The 25,301-nt window shown below is 64.2% G+C and carries 18 protein-coding genes, 1 tRNA gene, 2 pseudogenes and 1 other annotated feature; of the genes and pseudogenes, 13 read left to right on the forward strand and 8 right to left on the reverse strand.

Features of this window, described 5'->3' with window-relative positions; all coding sequences use genetic code 11:
• Window positions 1-7: 7 nt before the first annotated feature.
• The 3 genes from gcvPA (at window position 8) to OXC99_05450 (ending at window position 2,970) form a co-directional block, all read left to right on the forward strand.
• Window positions 8-1,342, forward strand: coding sequence for an aminomethyl-transferring glycine dehydrogenase subunit GcvPA (gcvPA, locus tag OXC99_05440; GenBank protein ID MCY4624430.1), 1,335 nt, complete (start codon window positions 8-10; stop codon window positions 1,340-1,342).
• Window positions 1,339-2,814, forward strand: a complete 1,476-nt coding sequence (gcvPB, locus tag OXC99_05445) for an aminomethyl-transferring glycine dehydrogenase subunit GcvPB (GenBank protein MCY4624431.1) — start codon at window positions 1,339-1,341, stop codon at window positions 2,812-2,814. The genes gcvPA and gcvPB overlap by 4 nt, the downstream gene beginning before the upstream one ends.
• Before the next feature lie 81 nt (window positions 2,815-2,895).
• Window positions 2,896-2,970 (forward strand) — tRNA-Gly (locus tag OXC99_05450).
• 82 nt (window positions 2,971-3,052) lie between these two features.
• Here OXC99_05450 and OXC99_05455 read toward each other — a convergent pair.
• Window positions 3,053-3,826: a phosphoadenylyl-sulfate reductase gene (locus OXC99_05455; protein ID MCY4624432.1), complete on the reverse strand. Its 774-nt coding sequence runs from the start codon at window positions 3,824-3,826 to the stop codon at window positions 3,053-3,055.
• 364 nt (window positions 3,827-4,190) lie between these two features.
• On the opposite strand from OXC99_05455, the gene OXC99_05460 reads away from it, so the two are divergent.
• Entirely contained in the window at window positions 4,191-4,484 is a 294-nt protein-coding gene (locus OXC99_05460; GenBank protein MCY4624433.1) for a hypothetical protein, read from the forward strand.
• A gap of 15 nt (window positions 4,485-4,499) precedes the next feature.
• Here OXC99_05460 and OXC99_05465 read toward each other — a convergent pair whose 3' ends face one another.
• Complete coding sequence (locus OXC99_05465; protein MCY4624434.1) at window positions 4,500-4,985, reverse strand: Mov34/MPN/PAD-1 family protein; 486 nt, start codon at window positions 4,983-4,985, stop codon at window positions 4,500-4,502.
• Between the two features lie 155 nt (window positions 4,986-5,140).
• Between OXC99_05465 and OXC99_05470 the strand changes: the two genes are divergently transcribed.
• The 4 genes and pseudogenes from OXC99_05470 (at window position 5,141) to OXC99_05485 (ending at window position 11,925) form a co-directional block, all read left to right on the forward strand.
• Window positions 5,141-6,454, forward strand: a complete 1,314-nt coding sequence (locus OXC99_05470; GenBank protein MCY4624435.1) for a PDZ domain-containing protein — start codon at window positions 5,141-5,143, stop codon at window positions 6,452-6,454.
• 574 nt (window positions 6,455-7,028) lie between these two features.
• Window positions 7,029-8,474 (forward strand): annotated as a pseudogene (locus tag OXC99_05475) (ABC transporter substrate-binding protein).
• Window positions 8,475-8,631: 157 nt separating this feature from the next.
• The gene (locus OXC99_05480; GenBank protein MCY4624436.1) at window positions 8,632-10,536 is read left to right on the forward strand and encodes an ABC transporter substrate-binding protein; all 1,905 of its coding nucleotides are present in this window, start codon (window positions 8,632-8,634) and stop codon (window positions 10,534-10,536) included.
• 123 nt (window positions 10,537-10,659) lie between these two features.
• A complete protein-coding gene (locus OXC99_05485; protein ID MCY4624437.1) occupies window positions 10,660-11,925 on the forward strand; it encodes a Rieske 2Fe-2S domain-containing protein in 1,266 nt (421 codons plus the stop codon).
• A 598-nt stretch (window positions 11,926-12,523) separates the two neighbouring features.
• Here OXC99_05485 and OXC99_05490 read toward each other — a convergent pair.
• The 3 genes and pseudogenes from OXC99_05490 to cimA form a co-directional block, all read right to left on the reverse strand.
• Window positions 12,524-12,805, reverse strand: a pseudogene (locus OXC99_05490) (BrnA antitoxin family protein).
• Entirely contained in the window at window positions 12,786-13,073 is a 288-nt protein-coding gene (locus OXC99_05495) for a BrnT family toxin (GenBank protein ID MCY4624438.1), read from the reverse strand. The pseudogene OXC99_05490 and the gene OXC99_05495 overlap by 20 nt, the downstream one beginning before the upstream one ends.
• A gap of 77 nt (window positions 13,074-13,150) precedes the next feature.
• Window positions 13,151-14,761 (reverse strand): citramalate synthase, encoded by a 1,611-nt coding sequence (cimA, locus tag OXC99_05500; protein MCY4624439.1) that lies wholly within the window; start codon window positions 14,759-14,761, stop codon window positions 13,151-13,153.
• Window positions 14,762-14,824: 63 nt separating this feature from the next.
• Window positions 14,825-15,056 (reverse strand) — a binding site (T-box leader).
• Window positions 15,057-15,179: 123 nt separating this feature from the next.
• Between cimA and recG the strand changes: the two genes are divergently transcribed.
• The 5 genes from recG to OXC99_05525 all read left to right on the forward strand — a co-directional run bounded on the left by recG (window position 15,180) and on the right by OXC99_05525 (window position 22,040).
• Window positions 15,180-17,642 carry an ATP-dependent DNA helicase RecG gene (gene recG / locus OXC99_05505; protein ID MCY4624440.1) on the forward strand — a complete coding sequence of 821 codons (2,463 nt, stop codon included), beginning with the start codon at window positions 15,180-15,182 and terminating at the stop codon, window positions 17,640-17,642.
• Window positions 17,643-17,770: 128 nt separating this feature from the next.
• Window positions 17,771-19,432, forward strand: coding sequence for an arginine--tRNA ligase (gene argS / locus OXC99_05510; protein MCY4624441.1), 1,662 nt, complete (start codon window positions 17,771-17,773; stop codon window positions 19,430-19,432).
• A gap of 4 nt (window positions 19,433-19,436) precedes the next feature.
• Window positions 19,437-20,615: a hypothetical protein gene (locus OXC99_05515; protein ID MCY4624442.1), complete on the forward strand. Its 1,179-nt coding sequence runs from the start codon at window positions 19,437-19,439 to the stop codon at window positions 20,613-20,615.
• A 79-nt stretch (window positions 20,616-20,694) separates the two neighbouring features.
• Window positions 20,695-21,225 carry a hypothetical protein gene (locus OXC99_05520; protein MCY4624443.1) on the forward strand — a complete coding sequence of 177 codons (531 nt, stop codon included), beginning with the start codon at window positions 20,695-20,697 and terminating at the stop codon, window positions 21,223-21,225.
• A 74-nt stretch (window positions 21,226-21,299) separates the two neighbouring features.
• Window positions 21,300-22,040, forward strand: a complete 741-nt coding sequence (locus tag OXC99_05525) for a YceI family protein (protein ID MCY4624444.1) — start codon at window positions 21,300-21,302, stop codon at window positions 22,038-22,040.
• Window positions 22,041-22,046: 6 nt separating this feature from the next.
• On the opposite strand, the gene OXC99_05530 is transcribed toward OXC99_05525, so the two are convergent.
• The 3 genes from OXC99_05530 to OXC99_05540 form a co-directional block, all read right to left on the reverse strand.
• Window positions 22,047-22,583 (reverse strand): gamma carbonic anhydrase family protein, encoded by a 537-nt coding sequence (locus OXC99_05530; protein ID MCY4624445.1) that lies wholly within the window; start codon window positions 22,581-22,583, stop codon window positions 22,047-22,049.
• Window positions 22,584-22,629: 46 nt separating this feature from the next.
• Window positions 22,630-23,142: an HNH endonuclease gene (locus OXC99_05535; GenBank protein ID MCY4624446.1), complete on the reverse strand. Its 513-nt coding sequence runs from the start codon at window positions 23,140-23,142 to the stop codon at window positions 22,630-22,632.
• Between the two features lie 79 nt (window positions 23,143-23,221).
• Window positions 23,222-24,658, reverse strand: coding sequence for a phosphoglucomutase/phosphomannomutase family protein (locus tag OXC99_05540; protein ID MCY4624447.1), 1,437 nt, complete (start codon window positions 24,656-24,658; stop codon window positions 23,222-23,224).
• Between the last annotated feature and the right edge of the window lie 643 nt (window positions 24,659-25,301).

The following is a 25,301-nucleotide window of genomic DNA, read 5'->3' on the forward strand; positions in this document are numbered from 1 at the left end:
GGTGGAAATGCCTACTCCCTTCCCGCATTCCTACCTCCCGCACACGGAAGCGCAGCGCCGGGAGATGATAGACGCCGTCGGCGTTTCTTCCGTCGACGAACTCTTCGCCGACATCCCTGACGCCTTTCGCAACCCGGACATTACTTTGCCGCCTGCGCTGACCGAACTTGAGCTCCTCAGGGAGATTGGCGGACTTGCGAAGCGCAATGCCGTACCCGGCGAAGTGCCGTGCTTCGTGGGCGGCGGCGTCTACCGCCACTTCATCCCCAGCGTCGTCGGCGCGATGATTTCCCGCGGCGAGTTTCTCACCTCGTACACGCCCTACCAGCCAGAGGTGAGCCAGGGCACCCTCCAGGCTACCTACGAGTACCAGAGCATGATCTGCGAGATCACCGCTATGGAGGCCGCCAATGCCGGCATGTACGACGGCGCAAGCTCCCTCGCTGAGGCCGCTCTCATGGCCTGCCGCGTCACAGGGCGTCACAGCGTCATTGTCCATGACACCGTAAACCCGCGCTACCGCGCCGTCGTAGACACCTACCTGGTGCCCCAAGGCGTCGAGGTAATCACCGTCGCGCCCGGCGGCGAGTCTATCTCGGACGCGACAGCTTGTGTGCTGACGCAATACCCGGACTACTTCGGGGCCGTCCGCGACCTCACCCCGATTGCCGATGCCGCCCACGAGGCCGGCGCCCTGCTCGCCGTCAGCGCAGACCCGGTCGCCCTCGGCATGTTTCGAGCACCCGGCGAGTTCGGCGCGGACATTGTCACCGGAGAGACGCAGCCCATCGGCGTCAACATGAGCTTTGGCGGCCCGTTCGTCGGCTACTTCGCCTGCCGCTTGTCGCACATCCGGCAGATGCCGGGCCGCATCGCCGGCCGGACCGTCGACCACGAGGGCCGCATCGGCTACGCCCTTACGCTCCAGACCCGCGAGCAGCACATCCGCCGCGAGCGCGCCACCTCCAACATCTGTACCTCCGAGGCGCTCATAGCGACGGGCACGGCAGTGTGCCTGGCTGCCCTCGGCCCCGGCGGCTTGCGCAGAATGGCCGAGCTCAGCTACCAGAAGGCGCACTACGTCGCCGCGGAGATTGCGGCGCTGGACAGCTACGAGGTCGTGGACAACGGCCCGTGGTTCAACGAGTTCGTGGTCAGGTGCCCGCACACTGCGCTGGAGACCAACGCCGCGCTGTGGCGACGCGGCATCATCGGTGGCATAGATGCCGGAAGCGCCGTCGAGAACGGCCTGCTGCTCAGCGTCACCGAGATGCACACTCGCGCCGAGATAGACGCGCTGGTATCGGCGCTCCGCGAGATTGCAGGGAAAGGGGCGCAATGACAACAGACGGCGTCTTCGCGCAGCGAGGCCACCACAGCTTGTGGGACATCTCCGCGCCGGGCCGCTCCGGCGTGCAGTTGCCGGATTCCGACGTCCCTGAGCAGCCGATGCCGAACGCATCCCTCCTCCGGGAGGAACTGCGGCTGCCGGAGGTCTCGGAGTTGGACGTCGTGCGGCACTACACGCGGTTGGCGCAGAAGAACTTTTCCGTGGACACCAACTTCTATCCGCTCGGCTCCTGCACGATGAAGTACAACCCCAAGATCAACGACATGGTCGCGTCCCAGCCCGGCTTTTCCGGCATCCACCCATTACAGCCGGAGGAGACGGTGCAGGGCGCGCTTGAACTGATGTACCGGCTACAGCGAGACTTGCAGTCCATCACAGGTATGCCGGCCGGTTCCCTCGCGCCCCTGGCGGGCGCGCATGGCGAACTCGCGGGCGTCCTGATGATCAAGGCCTATCACGAGGCTCGCGGCGAGCCTCATCGCAAGGTCATGCTCATCCCGGACAGCGCCCACGGCACCAACCCCGCGTCCGCGTCGATGGGCGGCTTTGAGGTGGTAACCCTCCCCTCCGACATCAACGGCATCCTGGACATCGCCGCCGTCGAAGCCGCCGCCAACGACCGCCTTGCCGGCCTGATGATCACCATCCCCAACACCCTCGGGCTCTTCAACCCCAACATCGCGCACATTTGTGAGATCGTCCATAGCGCGGGCGGACTCGTCTACGGTGACGGCGCGAACATGAATGCCCTCTTGGGCCGTGCCCGCCCGTATGACCTTGGCTTTGACGTCGTGCACCTGAACCTGCATAAGACCACGAGCACGCCACACGGCGGAGGCGGCCCCGGCGCAGGCCCTGTGTGCGTCGGCGAGCGACTCGCCCGCTACCTACCTTCACCCGTAGTCGAGATGGTGGAGGACACCGAGGGCGCACAGTACCGTTTCGCCACGCCGACGAACTCCATTGGCGCGATGTCCGCAGGCCACGGCAATTTTGGCGTGCTGGTGCGCGCGTACACGTACCTGCGAGCCCTGGGCGCGGACGGCCTCCGCCAGGCCAGCGGCGACGCCGTCCTCAACGCCAACTACCTCCGCCGCAAGCTCGAGCACGCCTACCGCGTCGCCGTCGACCGCACCTGCATGCACGAGGTTGTCTTCACAGGCCGGTCGCAGCGCGAGAAGGGCGTGAAAGCGCTTGACATATCCAAGCGCATGATCGACTACGGCGTGCACCCGCCCACGATGTACTTCCCGCTCATCGTGGAAGAGGCGCTCATGGTCGAGCCGACAGAGACGGAGAGCAAGGAGACTCTCGACGCCTTCATCGAGGTCATGACAACCATAGCTCGTGAGGTCGACGAGTCGCCTGAGCTCCTGCACGAGGCTCCGCACGTCACGCCCGTCGGCCGCCTCGACGAGGCCCGCGCTGCGAGACAGCCGGATCTCCGCTGGCAAGCGCCCTAAAGCCGAGCCTTGCCCCGGCTCCGCCATTCAGCCTCGTTGATTGACACCCCGCAAAGCACGACCCTAGAATGAGATTCCACTGCGGGCGTAGCTCAGTGGTAGAGCCCTTGCTTCCCAAGCAAGTTGTCGTGGGTTCGACTCCCATCGCCCGCTCCATCCTAGACAATGTCATACCAGACACAAGAAAACCCCGCATGTGCATGCGGGGTTTTCTATTCTGCCAAGTTTCTGCCAGCCGCTATCCCCCGGGCGCGAGGTTCTTGAGGATGCTCAGAAAGCCCGGCTTCTTCTCGACCTGCGGCACATCGAAGTGCAGGCCGCACTCGGTCTTGTCGAAGCCCGCCCACCGGCCGGCCCGCGGGTCCTCACCAATCTGCACCGGGTGCGTGCAGTGCGTGCAGCCGAGGCTTGGGTAGCCCTGGTCGTTGAGCGGGTTGTAGGGCACGTCGTGCTCAGCGAGGTAGGATCGAGTCTGCGCCTCGTCCCACGCCGCCAAGGGGTTCACCTTCACCAGCCCGAACTTGGCGTCCCACTCGACGATGGCCACTTCCTTGCGCGTCGAGGACTGGTCGCGGCGGATGCCGGTGATCCACGCGTCGAAGTCCTCAAGGGCGCGGGCCGTCGGCTCCACCTTGCGCAGGTCGCAGCACAGATTCGGGTCGCGGGACCAGAGCGCCTCGCCGTACTGCGCAGCCTGCTCCAGCGGCGTCAGCGCTGACTTGAACGCTTGCGGCTCGATGCCGTACCGCTCGGCGACGAGATCACGGAGCGCGTACGTCTCGGGGAACAGGAAGTCCGTGTCCGCGTAGAACACAGAGACCGAGCGGTCCAGCTTGAGCGTCATATCGAGCAGCGCCATGCCGCCCACACCGCCGAAGCTGCACGCCAGTGTGACCTTGCCGGGGAACTGCTTCAGCGCCCACGCCAGTATCTCCTCCGGCGTTGCGCCCTCCAGCCGCCTGTTGGCGTCTTCAAGCTCCTCTGCGGTCCACTGCCTCTTCTGCGGTTCCAGTGTTGCGTTCTGCAAGGGTTCCTCCCAGTTCTGCTCTGTCTCGGCGTACAAAAAAATCGCCCTGGCTCATCCGCCGGGCGATTGCGTGATCTCTGCGTGCGTTCTGTGTAGTCCTAGCCGCTCAGACCCTCCATCCCGGCGGAAGCGGGCATACAACAGCAGCAACACACGCAACTGAAAGCTGTCGCGCTGTTGACAATCGTTTGTGCCTGCCGGGCCAAGGTCATCCGTACCTGCCTATTGATTTGTGACAGAGAATACAAGCGCTCTGAAAGCGTGTCAACCCCTTGTTCCAAATTGCCTTCACTTGCCCCCATCGCCGGGCGTGCCGATAATGGCTGCGCATTCACGACAGGAGAAGGAAATGCTCGCGGTGGTCCAGCGTCACGAGCTCGGCGGAGACGAGCATGTCCTGCCGCTCCTTCTTGAGGCCTACCCTATCGACACCGTCGGCCAGCTTCACTACTTCCTCGTGTTCTGGTGCCAGGCGGGCCGGGAGGCGATGACCGCCGCGATGGGCAAGGACCTCGTCGGCGATATGCTCGCTCTGCTTACCGAGTACGGCATCGACCCGGACCGCTGCCGCCTCGAGGAGTCGGACGGCGATGAGGACCCCAGCATCGGTCCGCCGCCCGACTGGTTCAACCGCAGGGACTAGGCGCCTGCCGACGTGCTACGCCTCCCCTGCAAAATGCGCAATCTCCACAAACGTCCGCGCATCGTCCGACCAATCGAACAGCTTGGCCTCGACAACACGCTCCTCGTCGACCCCCACGACCAGTTGCTGCACGGGGAACATCTTGCCTTCGCCCCACGGGTCCGTCGCGTTCTCTATGTCCACATTGGAGAGATATGACCGGCCATTGGGGTGCGAGTGGTAGATGATGCGCGGTGGCTCATCCGAGTCGATGCCCTGGTTGAAGGCCAGCACGTCCTCCTTGCTGAACACGTACGCCGTCTCAGCACCGCGCATCGACGCCGTCGGGTGGATTCCCTGCGATTGTGCGTTGTGGCAGGGCCGCACTGTCGTTACCGCGTCGCCATCGCGAGGGCCAGCCAGCCAGCCGCAGCATTCGGCCGGAAAGGACTCGCGGGCATGTGCGTATACCTCCTGCAGGATGTCTGGTGGAATGGTCAGGGGCACGGGGATATCGGACATGCGTGACTCCTCGTTGTGGTGCTATTCACCATAGGAGTTGCGCCGTCAGCAGGCAAGTGGAGTCGAGAAAAATCCGACCACGGGCTAACCTTCCGCACGGCAATTCCGTTCCCAACCTTGAACACGTTCTGCTGAAGAAACTTCAGGGGGGAACAATGAAGCGATTCTTGGGAATAGGGGCCTTGGCCCTTACGTTGGCTCTCATAGTGCCCGCCGCCGTGCTCGCCTTTTCGTCGACCCAGGATGACGGGCAGAGGTCGAGGGTCTCCGCCAGCGAGAACGACGGCTCGGCGGACTCCGGCGACAGCGACCCGAAGCCCTGGGCCGGCCTCTACGTCATGGAAGTCACTGAGCGGCTTGCCGAGAAGCTGGAAATTGACGCGGAAGACGGCGTCGCCGTTGTGAAGGTGGTAGAGGACGGACCTGCGGATGACGCGGGCATCGAGCAGGGCGACATCATCGTGTCCATCGGCGACAGCAACATTTCCACGGTGTCAGACGTCCGGGACGCCGTAGGAGCGGCGTCTGTAGGCGACACGCTCGCATTCACCATCAAGCGCGACGGGAGCGAGTCCACCTACAACGTTACCGCCGGCGAGATGCCCGCCGCTGACAGAGGCCGAGGATTTATGCACAGAGGGAAGTCCGGCATCATGGGCCCGTCAGGCGTTGGCGCCGTCATCGCATCGCTCAACGCTGACCTCGCCGAGAAGTTGGAGATCGAGACCGAAGAGGGCGTGGTCATTGTGAAGGTAACCGCAGACGGCCCCGCAGACGACGCCGGTCTGCAGTCGGGCGACGTCATCGTCTCCATTGGTGGAAACACAGTCGAAACCGTCTCCAATGCCGTGACGGCCGTACGCGACGCGGATGTAGGCGACACCCTCACTTTCGTGGTCGACCGCGAAGGCGAATCAGCCAACCTCTCGTTCGACGTCACTGTCGAGGAAGGCTATGGTCTCCGCGGCGCAAGCCTGAACTTGCGTGGGCTCGGAAATTTCCGGGGCGTCCTGTCCGGCGACGAGGAAGGGCCGGTCGACATCACGGTCAGCAAGGTCACGGTTTCAGCGATCGGCGAGGACTCCGTGACGCTGACTCCCACTGAGGATGGCAACGACGACATCACCGCCACGGTTACGAACGATTCCATGATCTTCAAGGACGGCGGGAAGGCCGAACTCAGTGACCTGGCCGTCGACGACGAGGGGTACGCAGTCGTCATTGACGGTGACCTGTCGGTCCTCTTCATCGGCGCCCTGGACGATATTGGCCGCGGCCATAGGCGCTTTGGACGCTTCGGTGGCGACGGTGGTGACGACGCCACTACATCCCGCCGGTTCAGCCGCGGTTTCGGCGGCGGCGCCCTCACGCTGCCGCCCGGATTCTCCGGCGGTCGAGATTTCCTCGGTCCGCTTAGCGGGCTGGAGGGCACGTTGGAGCGTCCGCCGCAGGGTGAGACCACCACGTAGCAGGCCAAAGACCACAGCCCCTCCTAGCAGGAGAGGCCGGTTCACGCCGGCCTCTCCTTTTGCTTTAAATAGAAATCATTGAGCAGGTGTATAGACATAAGGACGTTGCAGCAGGACAATGGTTGCAATACGCGCATTGCCAGACCCTCATCGACCGTGTGGCAACCCGGAACTGATACGGCCGTGGTCTGCAGACGAAGGAGGTTCCATGTTTAGCAGTTCTCTGCTCAGAAAGGTAGCCATTCTGGCCGCCCTGGCTTTGGTCTTGAGTGTGCTCGCAGCCTGCGGCAGTGACACCACCACCTCCACAACCACTACTGCTACGTCCTCTGGGTCCTCTGCTGCACCCCAGCAACCCCAAGCGCCGATGCCCGCTGAGGCGCCCTCGGGCGTCTTAGCTGACGTCGGGGCTCCCCAGGCGCCGGAAGCTCCTCAGGATCCCGTCGTAATCACCCCGCCAAGTATGGTGGAGCCTACGGTCGACCGAGTGGTCATTGCTTTCCCCGCACCTTCCACCGAGGGCAACGACCCGAACTTCGACTTCAGTTCACCACCCAGCGTGCAGCTCCGGCCCATGTATGAGTATCTGGTCGGTGTGAACCCGGAGACCGGCGCCTTTGAGCCGCAGCTCGCCGAAACATGGTCCGTCGAACCGGACGGTTTCGGCTTGCGCTACAAGCTTCGTCAGGGCGTCGAGTTTCACAATGGTTGGGGCACCGTCACGACTGCGGACGTTCAGCACGCGCATTGGAGCATCTCACGGGATGACTCTCTTCACGGCTTGGCAGCCCAGTTTCGCCGGGAGATTACAGAGATTCAACGGATCAACGATCTGGAATTCGTAATCCGACTGAACAAGGCCAACCCCGGCAACTTCAACGGCATCTCCCAGCTTATTGGTGGCTGGGAAATCTCCAGCAAGACCATGTACGACGAAATCGGTCAGCCGACGCTCGCGGAACAGCCAATCGCCGGGACCGGGCCCTACAAGTTCTCTGAACGGCAGCAGGGTCAATACGTCCGGTTTGCGCGGCCCTCCAACCCTCACTGGCGCGTTACCCCTGACTTCCCTGAATTGGAGATCCGCTAGACCTCAGAGGCCTCTACCCGGCTGGCGGCATTGCTGACGGGAGAGATTCACCTGACTCCCATTCCCTCGGACCTGGAAGCCCAGGTGATTAGCTCGGGTGGACGCCTCCTCAGCGGGAACGTCCCAGGTTTCCGCACTTTTTTCAACTTCCAGGGGTCATGGTGGACTGACCACGGGGACCCGTCCTCCGGACGCAAGTTCCCGGACAGCCCTTTGCTCGACCAGAATGTGCGCAAGGCGTTGAGCAAAGCCATCGACCGCGCCGCGCTTAACGAGGCCTTCTTTGGCAACGAGGCGGAGCAAGGGGTCCACAGCCACTTCCATCCCAGCCGGCTTGGCTGGAACCCGGCTTGGGTTGACAGGTTTGACGCCGAATACGGGTACGACCCTGCTGGCGCGCGTGCGGCCCTGGCGGAAGCGGGCTACAACGCCGACAACCCGTTGGAGACGAACCTGCACCTGATCAACCTCACCACGTACGCCGGTTCTCTTGACCTCATTGAGTCCGTGTCTGGGTTCTACTCCGACATTGGTGTGAAGGCAAACCTGATCACCCTGGACCCGGCCACAAGGAACGCCAAGTCCCGCGCCCACGAGTTCGACAACCACATCGGCCCCGTCTCCACGTCATCGGACATATTCCTGGCCTCGCGGGTCTATATGACCTCGTCCCACCCGGTGGCGGGCAACTATCAGGATGCGGAGATCAACGGGTACTACACGGAAGCCACGTCAACATTGAGCTTGGAAGGTCAGGACGCCGCGCTTCGCAAGTTGGGTGACCGTTCCTTCGGTCTCAACCAGTCAATCCCACTGTTTTGGATCCCGGCAAAGATTGCGATTGACCCCAGCGTCGTTGCGGACTACGTGTTCCCCGGCAACATCTCCGGCACTTGGACGCACATGTACAACATCCAGGCTGCCCAGTAGCCTGAGTTTCACAGCAACTAACGGTAACGCCCCTGGGGGTACGCCTCCGGGGGCGTTTCTTTATGCAACCGCCTCAGGTATAATCGCGGCAATTTCAGCAGCTCCGTCCGGCCTTCAGCAGATCGGGCAAGCCGTTAGGGACAGTTGGGGGGCCACGATGGGCAAGCGGGCATGTCTAGTTTTTGCCGCAGCAGCGCTGGCGTTGGGCGCTCTGGCTGGCTGCGGTGTTGAGGAGGAGCGGGTCACCGAGCAGGCGCCCACGCAGGATTCAACCCCGGCTCTCCAGACGCCAACGGCAGTAGTGGCAGTGCCAGCCACACCCATCACGCCGCCGCCGATCATCCCCACTGCGGTGCCAACAGCCAGCCCTGAGCCTGTCGGCAGCGCGACCCCGATGCCGTCGTCAACGGCGACACCCGCCACAGCCGTGCCCGCCCCGATGGAGACCCCCATCTCCGTTGCAGCACCCAGCGAGGACGCTACCGTCACCGTTCCGATCCTTGTGCCCGTGGTAGAGCGTGTGGTGTTTGCGCAGCCAGCCCCATCAGCAGAGGGGTGGGACCCCAACTTTGACTTCGGCCCGCCGGATGACGTGCAGACCCGTCCAATGTATGAGCACCTTGTCGAGGTCGACCCCGTCACGGGCGCCTTCCAGCCGGCGCTTGCCACGGCATGGAGCTTCGAGCCGGGGGGCCTCGGCATCCGCTTTCAGCTACGCGAGGGTGTTCAGTTCCACGGCGACTGGGGCGAATTCACCGCCAAAGACGTCGTCCATACCAACTGGAGCATCTCTCGGGAGGGCTCCGGCAACAACGCGTCCGTCTACTTCCGCTCTATAGTGAAGGAGGTGGAGGCCGTGAACAACTATGAAGTCGTCATCCGGATGACGCAGTCGGATACGGACTTCCCGCGTGCGATTGCGCCCCTTCAGGGCGCGTTTGCACTCACCAGCAAGGCCAACTACGACGAGGTGGGGCAACCGGCGCTTACGGGACCGCCGTCGGCGGGGACGGGCCCCTACATGCCCGTGGAGCGGGCTCCCGGAGAGTACATCATTTATGAGGAGGCCCCTCATGAGCACTGGCGCGGGCCTGTCGATTTTCCGGAAATGGAGATCCGTTGGGTCGATGACGACTTGGTCCGCCTTGCCTCACTGCTGGCAGGTGAGGTGCACATTGCACCCATCGCCCCCGGCGAGGAGCGAGCCGCTGTCGAACAAGGCATGGTGATGGTGCAGGGCAGCGCGCCGGACACCCGCATCTATCTGGACTTCATGGGGTCGTGGTGGAATACCCACGGGGACCCATCGTCCGGGCGGAAGCACTCCCACAGTCCGCTGTTGGACCGGAATGTCCGCGCCGCCATGAGCAAGGCCCTGGACCGTGACGCCATCAACGAATTCATTTTTGAGTTCGCCGGAGACAATGCAGTGTCTGGCCATTTCCATCCCTCGCGGCCCGGCTGGAACGACGATTGGGCAGAGCGCTTCCCGGAGGAGTACAGCTACGACCCGGAAGGCGCCCGTGGATTGCTGGCTGCGTCCGGTTACTCCCCGTCCCACCAGCCGCAGGTCGACCTGTATTACGGCGCCCTTCCGGCTTACCCCTGGGGTAATGATCTAATCGAGGTCGCAGGCGCGTTCTTCCTTGACGTTGGGGTCAGGGTCTCTTTCGTTGTCATGGACGAGACGGAGCGCAACGATCTGGCGCTGGCGCACGAGTTCGACAACCGGGTCAACCTCGTTGTGACTTCCACAACGCTGCTGGAAGCCGGCCGGCTGCATATGACGTCACTGGACCCGGTCGCCGGCAACCACCAGGACGCGCACATCAACGCCGCATACAACGCGGCAGCAGCCGCGCTGTCGCCGGAGGACCAGGATGAAGCGTTCCGGGCTCTAGGCGACCTGGTATTCGAGGAGTACGCGCACATCCCGCTCTTTTGGCTTCCGACGTGGGTGGCTGTCAACCCGGACATCGTCAGCAGCTACACATTCGCGGGCAATGCCTCGGGCAGCTGGGGGAGCTTCTACAGCATCGGAGCGGTGGAGAAAGAGCAGTGAAGCGCGCCTTAACAGGACAGGAGTGAAGGGGCGCCCCGTCCAAATTGACGCCCTTACCTCGCGCGTGTATGCTCGCCCGCAATAGCCAGACTGGCTGCAACCGCGACGACGGAGGGAAAGAACATGCTGACCAAGGAAGAAAACCGGTACATGACGGAGACCGGTCCGGGCACGCCGATGGGCGACTTCATGCGCCGTTTTTGGCACCCGGTGCTGCTCTCTGAGGAGTTGCCGGAGCCCGACTGCCCGCCCAAGCGGACCAAGATCCTGAGCGAGGAACTCATTGCTTTCCGCGACACCAATGGGGACGTGGGCCTTGTGGACAACTACTGCCCACACCGCAGGGCGAGCCTCTTCTTCGGCCGCAACGAGGAAGCCGGACTCCGCTGTGTGTATCACGGCTGGAAGTTCGACGTGAACGGCGACTGCGTCGACATGCCCTCGGAGCCCGCCGAGTCCAACTTCAGGGAAAAGGTCAAGATCAAGTCCTACCCCTGCCGAGAGGGCGCCGGCATGGTCTGGGCCTACATGGGCCCGCCGGAACTCCAGCCGGAAATGCCCAAGCTGGAATACCTGGACATGCCGGAGGACCAGTATGTCTCCACCAAGGTGATGTATGAGTCCAACTACGTCCAGGTCATTGAGGGTGAGATCGACACCGTCCACGCGTCCATCCTCCACAGCAACCTGAATTCGCTGGCCAAGTCGGACACCGCGACCACCATTGGCGGGCGCTATTCCTACCGCGACCGGCCGGCGCGCTTCTTCGTCGAGGACACGGATAGCGGCATCCTCATCGGCGCGCGCCGCAACGCTGAGGAGGACAGCTACTATTGGCGCATCTCTCGCTTCCTTTATCCCTACATCACCATGATCCCCCGCGAACCGCATGGCTCGGCCCGGTCCGGCCTCATCGTCCCCATCGACGACGAGAACTGCTGGTTCTTCTGGGTCCGCTGGAACCCCTACCGCCCGCTGGACGCAGAGGAGGTCCGCGCCTACGAGCTGATGAAGGCCAGCCTCGCCCCCGTCACGTACATGGGCCAGGCCAACAAGCGCAACGACTACATGATCGACCGCGAGATGCAAAAGACGGTGAACTACACCGGCATCCCGCAGAACAACGCCCGCGCCCAGGACGCCGCCATGACGGACAGCATGGGGACCATCGTCGACCGCTCCCACGAGCACCTCGGCACCACGGACATGGCGATCATCCGCATGCGCCGCCGCCTGGTGCAGGGCGCGCGGGAGCTTGAGGAAGGCATCGAGCCGTACGCCGCCGGCCACCCGGAGGTGTTCGCGGTCCGCTCCGGCGGCGCCGTCCTCCCCCGCGACGTTTACTTCACGGAAGACCCGTCCGTGCAAGACGACATCTTCGTGCGGTAGGACACTTGGCTAGGTACAGAAGGAGCTCCCGGCGTGGCAGCCGCGCCGGGGGCTCCTTCTACTGTTGATGCATCTACGCGAGTCAGGAGCCGTCGCCGGTGGGCGACGGCTTCCCGGTTCGCAGCATCCCATGCCCGCGCAACCACATGTCGCGCAAGCGACTGCGGTACGACGAGGCGTGGCCGCGCAAGAAAAGGCGGTCGCGGCCCGCCGGCGTCTCCCCGCAGCCGCAAACGCACGGCCCGCCGTTCGCGCGCTTCCACAAGCGCTCATCATAAGCGGCGGCCTCGTCAACAAGGACCGGCTTGCCACTGACACGCATGGACTCGACCACTGCAGCGACATTGTCCCATTGAGGCTGCGCGGTCACATAGCGCACACCCTCTTCCGCGACTTTGGCGGGCGGGCGCGGTGCACGGTTTGCCCAGGGAAGGTTCTGGTAGGGGTAAACATATGCAGGACCCTTGCTGGAGGAAACGGCGCGTTTTGGCCGCCAATCGGGCTCGTGGCGGAGCCTGTCCCGGACGTCGACTGCCTGGGCGATAAATGCGCTGTCGGCCACGTTGGGCAGCATCGGCAGGTTGGCTTGCTTCACCATCTCCATCACATGCCTGCGGAGCGCGGCGTTGATGGCTGTCTGGTAGTTCGACCTGCCGTCGGAGGCGTCCTGCCGGAACCACTCCAGCACGTCGGCGTCCAGCCGCAGAGTGATCTGCACTTTAGGCGGCTTGTAGAAGAGGCCGCTTACGGCGTTGTCCCAGACTTCCAGGCCCGTGGCCTCCGGTATGTCGGACAGGTCTATATCGCTATCCGGCAACGCCGCCAGCTTTGCCAGATCCGCCTTCTGTTTGGCCGTCAGTCTAGGTGCGTGTTTGTTCATACCATCGCTTTTCGCGGGATGTCATACGCCTTGCGGAAATAAGCCTGCCAATTGCTCCAGCTTCAACCTCGTCGATTCGTCCGGTATGAATAACCACGATGTACGCATTGCCTATCATTCCAAAACTGTGCCACCGCTGCTCACCCCCATGCCAGTCCTCCCGAATGCGGAGGAATCCATCGAAGAACACATGCACAGCCGTCTCAAAGTCGATGCCGTGCTTGCTCAGGTTCGCGGCGTTCTTGGCTTCGTCCCATTCCCAGGGCACTAGTCCCTCTTCGTAGTGACATTAGTGTAGTTACATGCAATTGAATTGTCAAGACATGGAGCTACACGTCATCGCGTCTAAAGCGGCTCGTTTGCGCGCTGGCGCCCGAGCAGCCACCACTCCAGGCTATCATGCAGCGCCATCCACGACGCCTCGATGATGTTGGCTGAGCAGCCCATCGTGTGCCACCTCGACTCGCCGTCCGTGGATTCCACGAGTACCCGCACCACGGCGCCCGTGCCCGTCCCCTGGTCGACGACGCGCACCTTGTAGTCCAGCAGCCGGACAGTTTCCAGTTCCGGGTAGAACGAGAGCAGTCCTTTGCGCGCCGCCTGGTCCATGGCGTTTACCGGGCCGTTGCCGCTCGCAGCAGTGTGGATGACCTGCCCGTTTACCTGCACCTTCACCGTCGCCTCGCACGCGACGCTGTCGGCATCGACGTCAGCCGGCCGGCGGTGCTTCTCCACGATGACCATGAAGTCCACCAGGTCAAAGGGCGGCCTGTAGTCCGGCATGGACCGGCGCACGAGCATCTCAAAGGACGCTTCTGCACCCTCGTACTGGAAGCCCGTGTTCTCCTTTTGCTTGATGGCGGCCAGGATGTCCAGCACAACCCCATTTTCGATGGTCTCCCGAGAGTCGTAGATGCCCATCTCCACCAGCTTCTGCACGACGTTGGCCCGGCCCGCCAGCTCGGATACGAGGATGTGGTTGGTGTTGCCCACCAGACCCGGCGCGACGTGCTGATAGCTCTCTTCCAGCTTGGCCACCGCCGAGGCATGGAGCCCCGCCTTGTGCGTGAATGCGCTGGCCCCCACGTATGGCTGGTAGGGGTTGGGCGTCCGGTTCACGATCTCACTGACGAAGTGCGACACCTCCATCATGCTCTTGAGCTGCTCCGCCGAGACGCACTCGTAGCCCATCTTGAGCTGCAGGTCGCCGATGACGGAGATGAGGTTGGCGTTGCCGCACCGCTCGCCGTAGCCGTTCACCGTGCCCTGCACCTGCGTCGCGCCGGCCATCACTGCGGCCAGCGCGTTGGCCACCGCGACCTCGCCGTCGTTGTGAGGGTGGATGGCAATTTCCGCCTCCGGTACGCTCTCCCTCACCTTGGCGACTATGGCCGAGACCTCATGCGGCAACGCCCCTCCGTTGGTGTCGCAGAGGACCACCCTGTCAGCCCCGGCTGCGGCTGCGGCCCGTACGCACTGCAGTGCGTACTCCTCATTGGCCTTGAAGCCGTCAAAGAAGTGCTCAGCGTCCAGGAGGACGGTCTTGCCGTGCCTCTTGAAGAAGGCCACGCTGTCGGAGATCATCGCCAGGTTCTCTTCCAGGTTGGTCTCCAGGATGTGCGTGACGTGCATGTCCCACGTCTTGCCGACCATGGTCACGACGGGCGTGTTCGCCTCCATGGCGTGCCGCAGCGTTGGGTCTGTCTCCGCCGAGCCGTTGGCGTGCCGGGTGCTGCAGAACGCCGCCAGCTTGGCGTGCCGCAGCTCCAGTGACTGCGCCTGCTGGAAGAACTCCGCGTCTTTCGGGTTGGCCCCCGGCCAGCCGCCCTCGATGTAGTCGATCCCCAGATCGTCCAGCTTCCGGGCAATCTTCAGCTTGTCCTCGACAGAGAGCGACATGCCCTCCTGCTGCGTCCCGTCCCGCAGCGTGGTGTCGTAAAGTTCAATCTTTGCCATACCTGTTCCCCTATTCGGCGCCTGATGCGCCCGTCTGTTGCGCACAACAAAAGACCCGTCCCACCAAGGGACGGGCTCTCACCCGCGGTACCACCCTTATTCCTCCCCTCAGGGAGACGCTTGGAGGGCGCCATCACGCCCCTTCCCGGTAACGGCGGGATACCGTTGCGCCTACTGCCCGTTTCAACGCAATGCTCGGGAGGGATTTTCGGCGGGCGCTCACCTGTCCGCTCTCACCATACCGGACTCGCTGAAGGCTGCATCCCCGGCTACTCGTCTCCGTCAACGCAAACTTAGGCTAGCACGAGTGTGCGGCACCGGTCAAGGAACGGCGTATTTAAGCCAACCCTGCGGTTTTTCGCTGGCATTGCCGCACTACCGCTGTGCGATAATGCCTGTACTCCCGCAGAGGTGCTCCGTGACCCTGAAACGCGCTCCGACATTCGCCCAGCGGCTGCGAGATTTTCGCCGAGTCCTGCAGCTCGAGGAGCGGCGCGGCTATGCCGACCGCGCAGTCGTTGGCGGCCTCGGCCGTTTCCTCGATCGCTGGCGAGCCGAACTCACGGAGGAGGAGGCCGACTCCCTGCCGCCGAGCCTCACAGCCGCGCTCGCGCAACGCCGGTACCACGACCTTTCGGCGGAGCTGCGGGAACGCTGGGTCCACGAGGCCCTCACCGCGCTCGGCGATCACGCCGCCGCCTTGGAGCCGCCACCAAAGGAGCGTCCTCCCCGTGCCGTAACACCACGCAAACTCACCCCGCCGCCCGCCGCGCCAACGCTCGATTCACCGCCAACCATCGTCCGAGGCGTAGGGCCCGGCATCGCGGCCAAGCTGGAGAACCTCGGCATCACCAGCGTCAACGACCTCTTGCGACACTACCCCTCGCGGCACCTCGCCGTAACCAGCGTCTCCGAGCTTGAGGGGGCACAGGAGACCGCCATTGCCGGCACGGTGTGGAGCGTTGGACGCCGGGGCTTCGGTCACGGCCAGCAGATGCAGGCGACGGAGGCCGTCGTTGGTGACGCCTCCGGCAACATTCAGGTCGTGTGGTTCAACCAGCCATTCGTCGCCCGGTACGTCAGCAGCGGCGACCGAATCCTGGTCAGCGGTTACTTCCGCGCCTACCGCGGCAGGCCTACTCTGGAAGCCAACAACTTTGAAGTCCTTCAGGAAGACGCTGACCCGCTCATGCCAGGGAGCCTCGTGCCCGTCTATCCCGCCACCAAAGGCCTCACACAACGCACGCTACGCCGGATCGTCGGCAACGCTCTCGACGCGTGGCTGCCCCGGCTCGCTGAACTGTTGCCTGACGACGTCCGTGAGCGGCAGCGGCTGCTGCCACTGCCAAAGGCCCTTGGCACGTACCACCGGCCGGAATCCGTTGAAGCCAAAGAGGAGGCCCGCCGCCGCCTCGCCTTCGATGAGATGATCGTACGGCAGCTTTTCCTGCTGGCCCGCAAGCACAACTGGCAGGAGGCGCCCGCCGTCCGGCTGCCGATGCACGTCGAGGTCCTCCGATCCTACGTCGACGCGTTGCCGTTCAAGCTAACCCGCGCCCAGCGCCACGTTCTGCGCGAGACGTTGGACGACATTGCGGAGGCGAAGCCGGCCCATCGCCTTGTGGAGGGCGATGTGGGCAGCGGCAAGACGGTTGTCGCCCTTGGCGCGATGCTCAATGCTGCTGCCCATGGCTACCAGGCCGCAATGATGGCCCCCACGGAGCTCCTTGCAGAGCAGCATTTTCAGACCGTTTCCAATCTGCTCGTGGGGTTCCAGAGGCCCATCAACGCGCCCAACCGCATCGCGCTTTACATCGACCCGCTGCCGCGCCCAGTCGTCGTTGGCCTGCTCCTCGGCAGTCACACGCAGCGGGAGAAGGCGGCCCTCCGCCGAGAGGCCCGCGACGGTGGTGTCGACATCCTCGTGGGCACCCACACGTTGCTGCAAGAGGCCACCGCCATCCCCAACCTCGCGCTGGCCGTGGTCGACGAGGAGCACCGCTTTGGTGTCGCTCAGCGCAACGCGCTCATGGGGAAGGGCGGCCTGCGCCCCCACCTCATCAGCATGAGCGCCACACCTATCCCTCGAAGCCTTGCCCTCACGGTCTACGGCGACCTGGACATTTCGACCATCGACGAGCTCCCGCCAGGCCGTAGGCCCAACCGCACGCGCTGGCTCCGGCCCGACGAGCGCGATCAGGCGGTCCGGTTCATCCGGAAGGAGGTCCGCGAGGGTCACCAAGCCTTCGTCGTCTGCCCAATCATCGAGGAATCCGAGTCGCTGCAAGTCAGCGCGGCGGTAGAGGAGCACCGGCGCCTGTCTGACGAAGTCTTCCCACATTTGCGCGTGGGCCTGCTGCACGGCCGCATGTCCCTGCCCGAAAAGAACGCCGCAATGGACAGCTTCCGCGATGGCGGGCTCGACATCCTCGTGTCAACGCCCGTGGTGGAGGTGGGCGTCGATATTCCCAACGCAACCGTGATGATGGTTGAGGCCGCCGACCGCTTCGGCCTCTCCGCGCTGCACCAGCTTCGCGGCCGCGTTGGCCGAGGTGAGGCGCCCGGCTACTGCATCCTCATGGCTGACGAAGTCAGCGACACCACTCGCATGCGCCTCGAGGTCCTCGAGGAGGAGACTGATGGCTTCCGCGTGGCTGAGGCCGACCTCCGCCTCCGCGGCCCGGGCGAACTCGCCGGCACGCGGCAGAGCGGCCTGCCCGATCTCCGGCTCGCGGACCTGCACGATGTTGATCTCGTGACCGCTACCCGTGACGAGGCAAACACAATCCTCACCCGCGACCCGCAATTGCAGGAGGACGAGCACCGCCTCCTCTCGGAGACGGTTGCGCGGCTTGCCGCGCGCATTGCCGAGCAGCCATAGCTGATGCTGCCTTTCCACTTGCGCGGGGGATTGCTGTATACTTTACCTACCAGGCACACGCCGATTGGTGACCGTGCCCACCTTTGATCCGGCGGTGAGCTACCCCTTGCCGCAAAGCGTGAGTGAGTATGCACGTTCGTGACCTTGTTGCGGCCCGCGTGACTGAGGCCCTCAACAAAGCGCAGACAGATCAGGCCCTTCCCACTGTTCCGGCACCCGGCAGCATCGTGGAACGCCCGCAGAACCCTGAGCACGGCGACTTCGCCAGCAGCGCTCCGCTCAAACTCGCCCGCACCATGCGTATGGCCCCCATGGACATCGCCCAGGCCCTCGCCGACTGCATTGCCATCGACCGCGAGATCGCGACAGTGGAAATTGCACCGCCCGGCTTCATCAATTTCACCCTCTCACCCGAGTGGCTGCAGCAACAAGTCGAAACGATACTCAAGGCAGGCGAGTCTTTCGGTTCCACGGACGCGGGCGCGGGCAAGCGTGTGCAGGTAGAGTTCGTCAGCGTCAACCCGACGGGCCCTGTCCACGTCGGCCACGCACGCGGCGCGGTCATCGGCAGCGTGCTCGCGTCGAGCCTCGCCGCCGCCGGCTACGAGGTCTCCCGCGAGTACTACCTGAACGACGCGGGCAGCCAAATAGACCTCTTCCACCAGTCACTGTTCGCCCGGTACGCACAGACGCTCGGCCGGGACGTCGAGTTGCCCGCCAGTGGGTACCAGGGCGACTACATGACGGAGTTCGGCGCGGATCTCGCGCAGGCCCATGGCGACGCCTTCCTGCAGATGCCCGAGGACGAGGGCGTCCGCGCAGTCGGCGTCATCGGCATCGAGCGCATGATTAAGAATATCCGGGACGACCTCGCCGCCCTCCGCGTCGAGTTCGACGTGTGGTTCAGCGAGCAAAGCCTCTTCGAGGCATCTGATTACGACACCGCCATGTTGATGCTCCGCGAGGGCGGGCACGTGACGGAGCGCGAGGGCGCGACGTGGTTTGTGTCCACCGCTCTCGGCGAGGACAAGGACAACGTTCTCATCCGCTCCAACGGCCTCCCTACCTACTTCGCCTCTGACGCCGCTTACCACTACAACAAATTCGTGGTGCGCAGCTTTGACCTCGTGACGGACATCTGGGGAGCGGACCACCAGGGCCACGTGAATCGCGTCAAGGCCGTCGTGGGCGCTCTCGGCGTGGACCCCGACCGGCTCAACATCATCATCGGCCAGATGGTCGCCCTGAAGCGCGGCGGCGAGTCCGTGCGAGCGTCCAAGCGCACCGGCGACATCATCACATTGCGCGAGCTCGTCGACGAAGTGGGCCCTGACGCCTGCCGCTACTTCTTCCTGTCGCGCTCGGCCGAGGCCCAGATGGAGTTTGACCTGGAGCTCGCCACCAAGGAGTCCCAGGAAAACCCCGTCTACTATTTGCAGTACGCCCACGCTCGAATCGCCGGGATCCTTCGCAACGCGCGCGAACGGGGGCTCGACTTCGCTGAGGGAGACGTGCACTTGCTCCGCGAGCCCGAGGAGCTCGCGCTGGTACGCCAGCTCCTTCTCTTGCCCGAGATCATCGAGACCATCGCCGAGACGATGGAGCCGCACCGGCTGCCCCACTACACGCTGGAGCTAGCCACCGCCTTTCACTGGTTCTATGACCAGTGCCGCGTCATTTCCGACGATGAGTCACTCACAAAGGCAAGACTCAAGCTGGTGGAGGCGTCACGGATTGGTCTGGCGCGGTGCCTGTCGCTGATGGGCATGGCCGCGCCCGAGCAGATGTAGCGCGATGAGCGAAGGGAGACACACCATCACCAACCGCAGGATCGCCATCACACTCCTCTGCCTCCTCATCGCACTCGCCGCCGGCGGCGGCTACCTCTACATCGACGAGCGCACCACGAGGAACCACCTGCAGCAGTCCCTCCACGACGCAGACCAAGCTCTCGCCGTCGAGCGGGAGGCCCGCAAGGAAGTCGAGATCCACAACCTCACTCTCCTCCAAGACAACACGGCCCTCACCTCGTCTCTCGCCGGCGTCAACGCCCAGCTCACCACAGCCGCGGACCTGGAGACCCAGCTCCGCAGCGAGATTGAGAACGCCGCCGACCGCTACGCCACGCTCACCAAAACGAAGGATAGCATCGACAACGAGCGCCGCGAGCTCTTCGCCGAGAACCAAACGCTCATCGCCACCCACGGCGACATCGCCACCCTGGAGGCCAAAAAACTCGATGTCCTCAGCGCCATCGCGGCCCTCGAGGACAGACGGCGCGCCCTCATCATCCCGGTAACACACACCGAGGGCTTCGCCTGCACCGGCTCCATGGAACCCAAGATCACCTGCCTCGACACCGCCACGTGGCTCACCAACCCTGAACCCCACGAGGTAGTCGTCGGCAGCGTCATTGCTTTCAACTCATCGGTCTGCTGGGACGAGGAAGACACTAGCTTCATCGCGCACCGCGTCATAGACATCGACGTCCGCGCCAGACAGGTCGACTACCGCCATCTCCCCCAGTTCTACGCCCGCCAGAACAACTACCTCACCAAGGGCGATGCCAACCCCGACACCGACTGCTGGGTCCCGCACGCGGCCGTCGCCGCCTATATCATCGAGCTCCACAAGAACACGCGGCCCGAGAACGCCTGGCTCCGCGACAGCGTCAACGCCGCCAAACGCGACTTCTTCCGCGCTCTCGACGACCACCAGGCCAAATACGACCACTATGTCGAGCTCCGCAACCTCCACAACTGCCCGGCCAGGGTCAGCCAGCCCTGCACCCGGTCTGACACCGACTTAATCCGCGCCTTCAACGCCGAGGAAAGAGCATCCACCATCCTCGATATCGAGAGGAGTCACTACACGTGCTGGATCAAAGTCGCGAGATCATCCTCCCCGTCTACTTTGCATGGAGACATCTGCGGGATCAACAGGGACTTCCTGCTCACCCAACGGACAACATGAGACACCACAAACACCCGCCACAGGCCCTTCAACAGGCTCAGGGGGAACGGCAGGGTCAACCGCCGCCGGGGGCAGCGGCATGATGAGCCGTCAGCCGGCGCAGGCCCCGGTGCGCGCCGGCATGCTCAGCGGAGGAGTCGCCGCTGTCGCCGCCGCCCTACTCTCGCTCCCGCTGGAGTCACCCCACGACGGGCTTCTGAACACGGTCAGCGTCGTTGTCATAACACTTATCGCTGGGGGCGTGGCCGGGTTCGCCTGGAAGCTCATTCCCGCCGGCCGGCCACGCACGATTCGCTTTTTCGCTCTCATGCTGCTCGGCTTTGCCCTGACCGCGGGCGCGACTGCGTTGGCGCAAACGCAGTTGGAGCGGGCCGTATCCTTTGGGCTGCCCATCGCGGCGCTGGTGGCGGTCATCATCAGCGGCGGCGTGCCGCTGCTTGCCGACAAGGGCCGCGCGTTGCCGTGGTGGCTGGCGCTGGCTGCGGTCGTGGTCGCGCTGGCTGTGGGCATCGCGCTGGGAGGCCAAGGCGACCAGGAGAGCGGGGAGCTGGAATTGCCGCCGCGCACTGCTGACTTTCAGCCCCACCTCAACGTTATCCTACACGGATGACTCCACGGCTGGACTGCGGTCAGAACACTAGAAAGGCAAGAATGTCGATGTTCAACGCAACCTTCGGGCGACTCATGACCCTTGCTCTACTCTCGGTGATCCTGCTCATCACGTTTGCAGCCTGCGGCGGCGATTCGGACGACGATACGGCCCCGGCGGAGCAGCCGTCCGCTTCCACCTCTATCGCGCCGGCCGCCGAACCGACGACCGCGGCACAACCCGTCGAGGAGCCGACCACAGCGCCGGCGCCCACAGCCGTGCCAACTGAACCAGCGCCCGAGCCACGGGTGACGGGTGAGGTTGACGGCATCACCTTCATCGTGGGCGCGGGGTCGGAGGCCACGTTCACCGTCGGCGAGGTGCTCACCAGCGTGCCGCTGCCCATCGAGGCCGTCATGCGGACTGAGGATCTCTCAGGCGAGGTCTATCTGGACGGCCGCGAATCCCGCGTAAGCATCAACCTGCAGACACTGTCCAGCGACCAGGAATTCCGCGATCGATGGGCCCGCAGCCGCCTGTTTGGTCAGCACCCCACCGGCACGTTCATCCTGCCCACCGCCATTCCTCTGCCGGAGGGCTTCACAGAGGGCGAGACGGTGAACACGGAGGTGACCGGCACGCTGGAGCTGCTGGGGCAAACGTTCCCCGTTACCTTCGAGATTCAGGCGCGGGACGATGGGGATGTCGTGGTCATCCTGGGGAAGACGACATTCACGTGGGATGACTTCAACATCGAGAAGCCGACCGCCCGGTCTGTGGTGTCGATCGAGGACGAGGTGCGGGTGAACGTGCTGATCAGCGCGAGGCCGGTGTAGGGGCGCTCAGCTTACCTCGCCCCCGTCGTCGAAGCCGCCCAGCTCGAGGTACTTTGCGCCGAGGGCTACGTAATGGTCCGCGTTGCGCTTGAAGCGCTCGATGTGGCGGTCCGTGACCTCGCCCTTGACCTCGGCCGGGACGCCCGTCATGAACGTGCGCGGCGGCACCTTGGCGTTCTCACGCACAACTGCGCCTGACGCGATGATGGAGTAGTCGCCGATCTCCGTCAGCCCGCCGTTGACCACCGCGCCGTTGCCGATCACTACGCCGTCGCCCACCTTGTCGGCGTGGCAGAGCACCCTATGGCCCATCACTACGTTGTCGCCGATGACCGCGCCGCGACCGTCGGTGTGGATGGTACTGTTGTCCTGGATGCAGGTGTTCTTGCCTATCAACACCTTGCCGATGTCGCCGCGGATGACCGTGCCGGGCCAGACGCTGCTGCCAGCGCCGATCTCCACGTCGCCTATGACGTAGGCGAACTCACTGACGAAGGCCTCCGGGTGGATCCTGGGCGTGAGCCCGTTCCATGAGCGTATCATCTGTCGTCGTACTCCCTGGTCAGATTGCGAGATTGCGAGGCGCGGGCTACTTCAGCCACGGCATGAACTTGCGCCATTCATCGAGGATTGCCCTGCGATGGAACATGGCGTAGGGATTGGGCTTGGGGGCGCGGGGTTCAGTGCGGAGGGCCATTCGGGCTTCCCTAGGGGTGTTTCCGGCTTTCTTATGGTTGCAGGGGATGCAGGCGCTGGTGACGTTTTCCCATGTATGGGGGCCGCCTCTGTGGCGGGGCATTACGTGGTCGATGGTGAGATCTTTGGTCTGCTTGCCGCAGTATTGACAAGTGTAGCCGTCTCTCAAGAACACCTCCTGTCTTGAGAGGCGTCTTTGCTGGACCGGTCGCTTGACCATGTAGATGAGCCGGATGACGGAGGGGACGTCAACTTCCTGCTGCGTCGTGTGGATAACGCCCCTGCCGTTCTCCAGCATTTCCGCCTTGCCCCGGCCAAGGAGCACAACCGCACGGCGGACGTTGCAAACGTTCAGAGCCTCGTAGTTCTGGTTCAGCAACAGTACCGGCAGCTCAAGGGCGCCCACTTGCGGCCTCCCCACTGGTATGGTTCCTGACAGCGACATAGTAGCAGAACTAGCGACTCTGCCCAACTCCCCCGACCGGCTACACCCCCGTCAGCGCGCGCGTGGCATCCAAGAGCTCTCGCACGCGGTCCGTGGACGGGGCCTCTGCGTAGATGCGGATGAGCGGCTCCGTGCCCGAGAAGCGCACGACGGCCCACTCGCCGCCCTCCATGCGGTAGCGGATGCCGTCGACGGCGTCGATGCCGACGACGGGGGCGCCCGCGAGCTGGTTGGGCGACATCTCGTGCAGGCGGTTCTCCACGGCGGCACGCTCCGAGCCATCGAAGACGACGTCCAGACGGTCGTAGTGGTGCGGGCCCACGAGGTCGTAGATCTCCTCTATGACGGCCGAGAGGGTCTTGCCCTTTCGCGCCACCAGGTCCAGCAGGAAGAGGGCGCTGAGGACGCCGTCGCGCTCCGGGATGTGGCCGCGAAAGCCGAAACCGCCGCTCTCCTCGCCGCCGATGAGCGCGTCCGTCTCCAGCATGAGCGGCGCGATGTACTTGAAGCCGACGGAGGTCTCGTGCACGGGCACGCGGTAGCGCTCGCCCAGCCGCAGCACCATGTTGCTGGTGGTCAGCGATTTCACGAGCGGGCCGCGAAAGCCGCGCACCTCCAGCATGTAGTAGGAGAGCAGGGTGAAGACCTGCAGCGCGGTGATGTACTCGCCGGAGCCGTCAATCGCGCCGACGCGGTCGGCGTCACCGTCCATGGCGACGCCGACGAGGGCGTTGGAACTGCGGACGGCCTCTCGGAGCGGGTCCAAGTTGCGCTCGATGGGCTCCGGGTTGTGCATTCCGGGGAAGGCGGGGTTGATCTCGCCGCGGACCTCGGTGAGGGTGGTCGCGCCGCCGGAGAGGAGGTCGCTCAGGTAGCCCGCGCCCGCGCCGTGCATCGCGTCAACGGCCACGCGGCAGCCGACGGCCCGGAGGGCGTCGAGGTCCACCAAGCGCGCGACGTGGGCGATGTACTCGGGCGCGGGGTCAATGTCCGTGACAAGGCCGGCGTCCTTCGCGGATTGGAGCGGGAGGCTGCGGACCTCTCCCGCGTCCTGGACTCGCTGGATCTCCGCCTCAAGGGCCGAGAGCACCTCGGGCGGGGGGCTTCCTCCAGAGCTGCCGCGGTACTTGAAGCCGTTCCATTGCGACGGGTTGTGGCTGGCGGTGATCATGACGCCGCCGGCCGCGCCGTAGTGCACGAGGTTGTAGCCGACGACGGGCGTCGGCGCGGGGGCGGTGCAGCGGAAAACGCGCAGGCCGTTGCCAGCGAGCACCTCGACGACGGCGTCAGCGAACTCCGCGGACTGGAAGCGGGTGTCGTAGCCAACGATGATGGGCTCACCACTGAGCCCCTGCTGCGCGTGGTAGTCGGCGACGCCCTGGGCGCAGAACCGGACGTTCTGGAAGGTGAACTCCTCAGCGATGATGGCGCGCCAGCCGTCTGTGCCGAACCTCAAGCGGACGTTGGTAGGGGGCATGCATCTCCTCCGGGCAATCTGTGGATGCTAGTGGGCTGCCGGGTGGGACAGCGTCACAAGGATGGTAGTGCATCCGGCGGGGTTGCGCCAAGGCCAGGGATGTTAATGGGAGCGGCCATGGCGGACACCTAGGATTCGATTCGATTCGAGTCGCTCCATGTGAAGTTCTGCAGAACGAGTCCCCTATGAAATGGGCATCTGCAGATACGACTCGATTGAACAGGGAGAGAGGGTACCGAGCCTTGACGAGCCGCCTACGAGTTACAAAGGACTGCGTTTTGGTGCAGTTTTGTGTCGCTCTTTCGGTACTCGGGGTGGTTGCGCGCCCGATGTTCTCGTGGTGGTTGCGCTTGGATGCGTATGTCATGGACTGAGGGTAGCGGGGGCGGCGGGTTCTGCGCGAGGGGGTTGTGTCAGGGTGGGGGAGAAACGCGGGGACGCCACCCCGCGTCCGCCCTTGCCCTGGGTTCCCGCCCCCGTATCGGGGTACGGGGCAAGCTTCGCGGGAACGACGGGGGGGGAGCGGATGCGGCGAAGAGGGTTGGGGGAGAGGGCTCCCCACCCGGCTCCTGGATACCGGCGTCCGCCCGGATGGAGGCGGTGGGTATTTGGGAGGCGAGAGTTTGTCTGGGAGAGGCAGGCC

The organism is Chloroflexota bacterium (assembly GCA_026713825.1).
In the GTDB taxonomy this organism is placed as follows: domain Bacteria; phylum Chloroflexota; class Dehalococcoidia; order Lucifugimonadales; family UBA1127; genus UBA1127.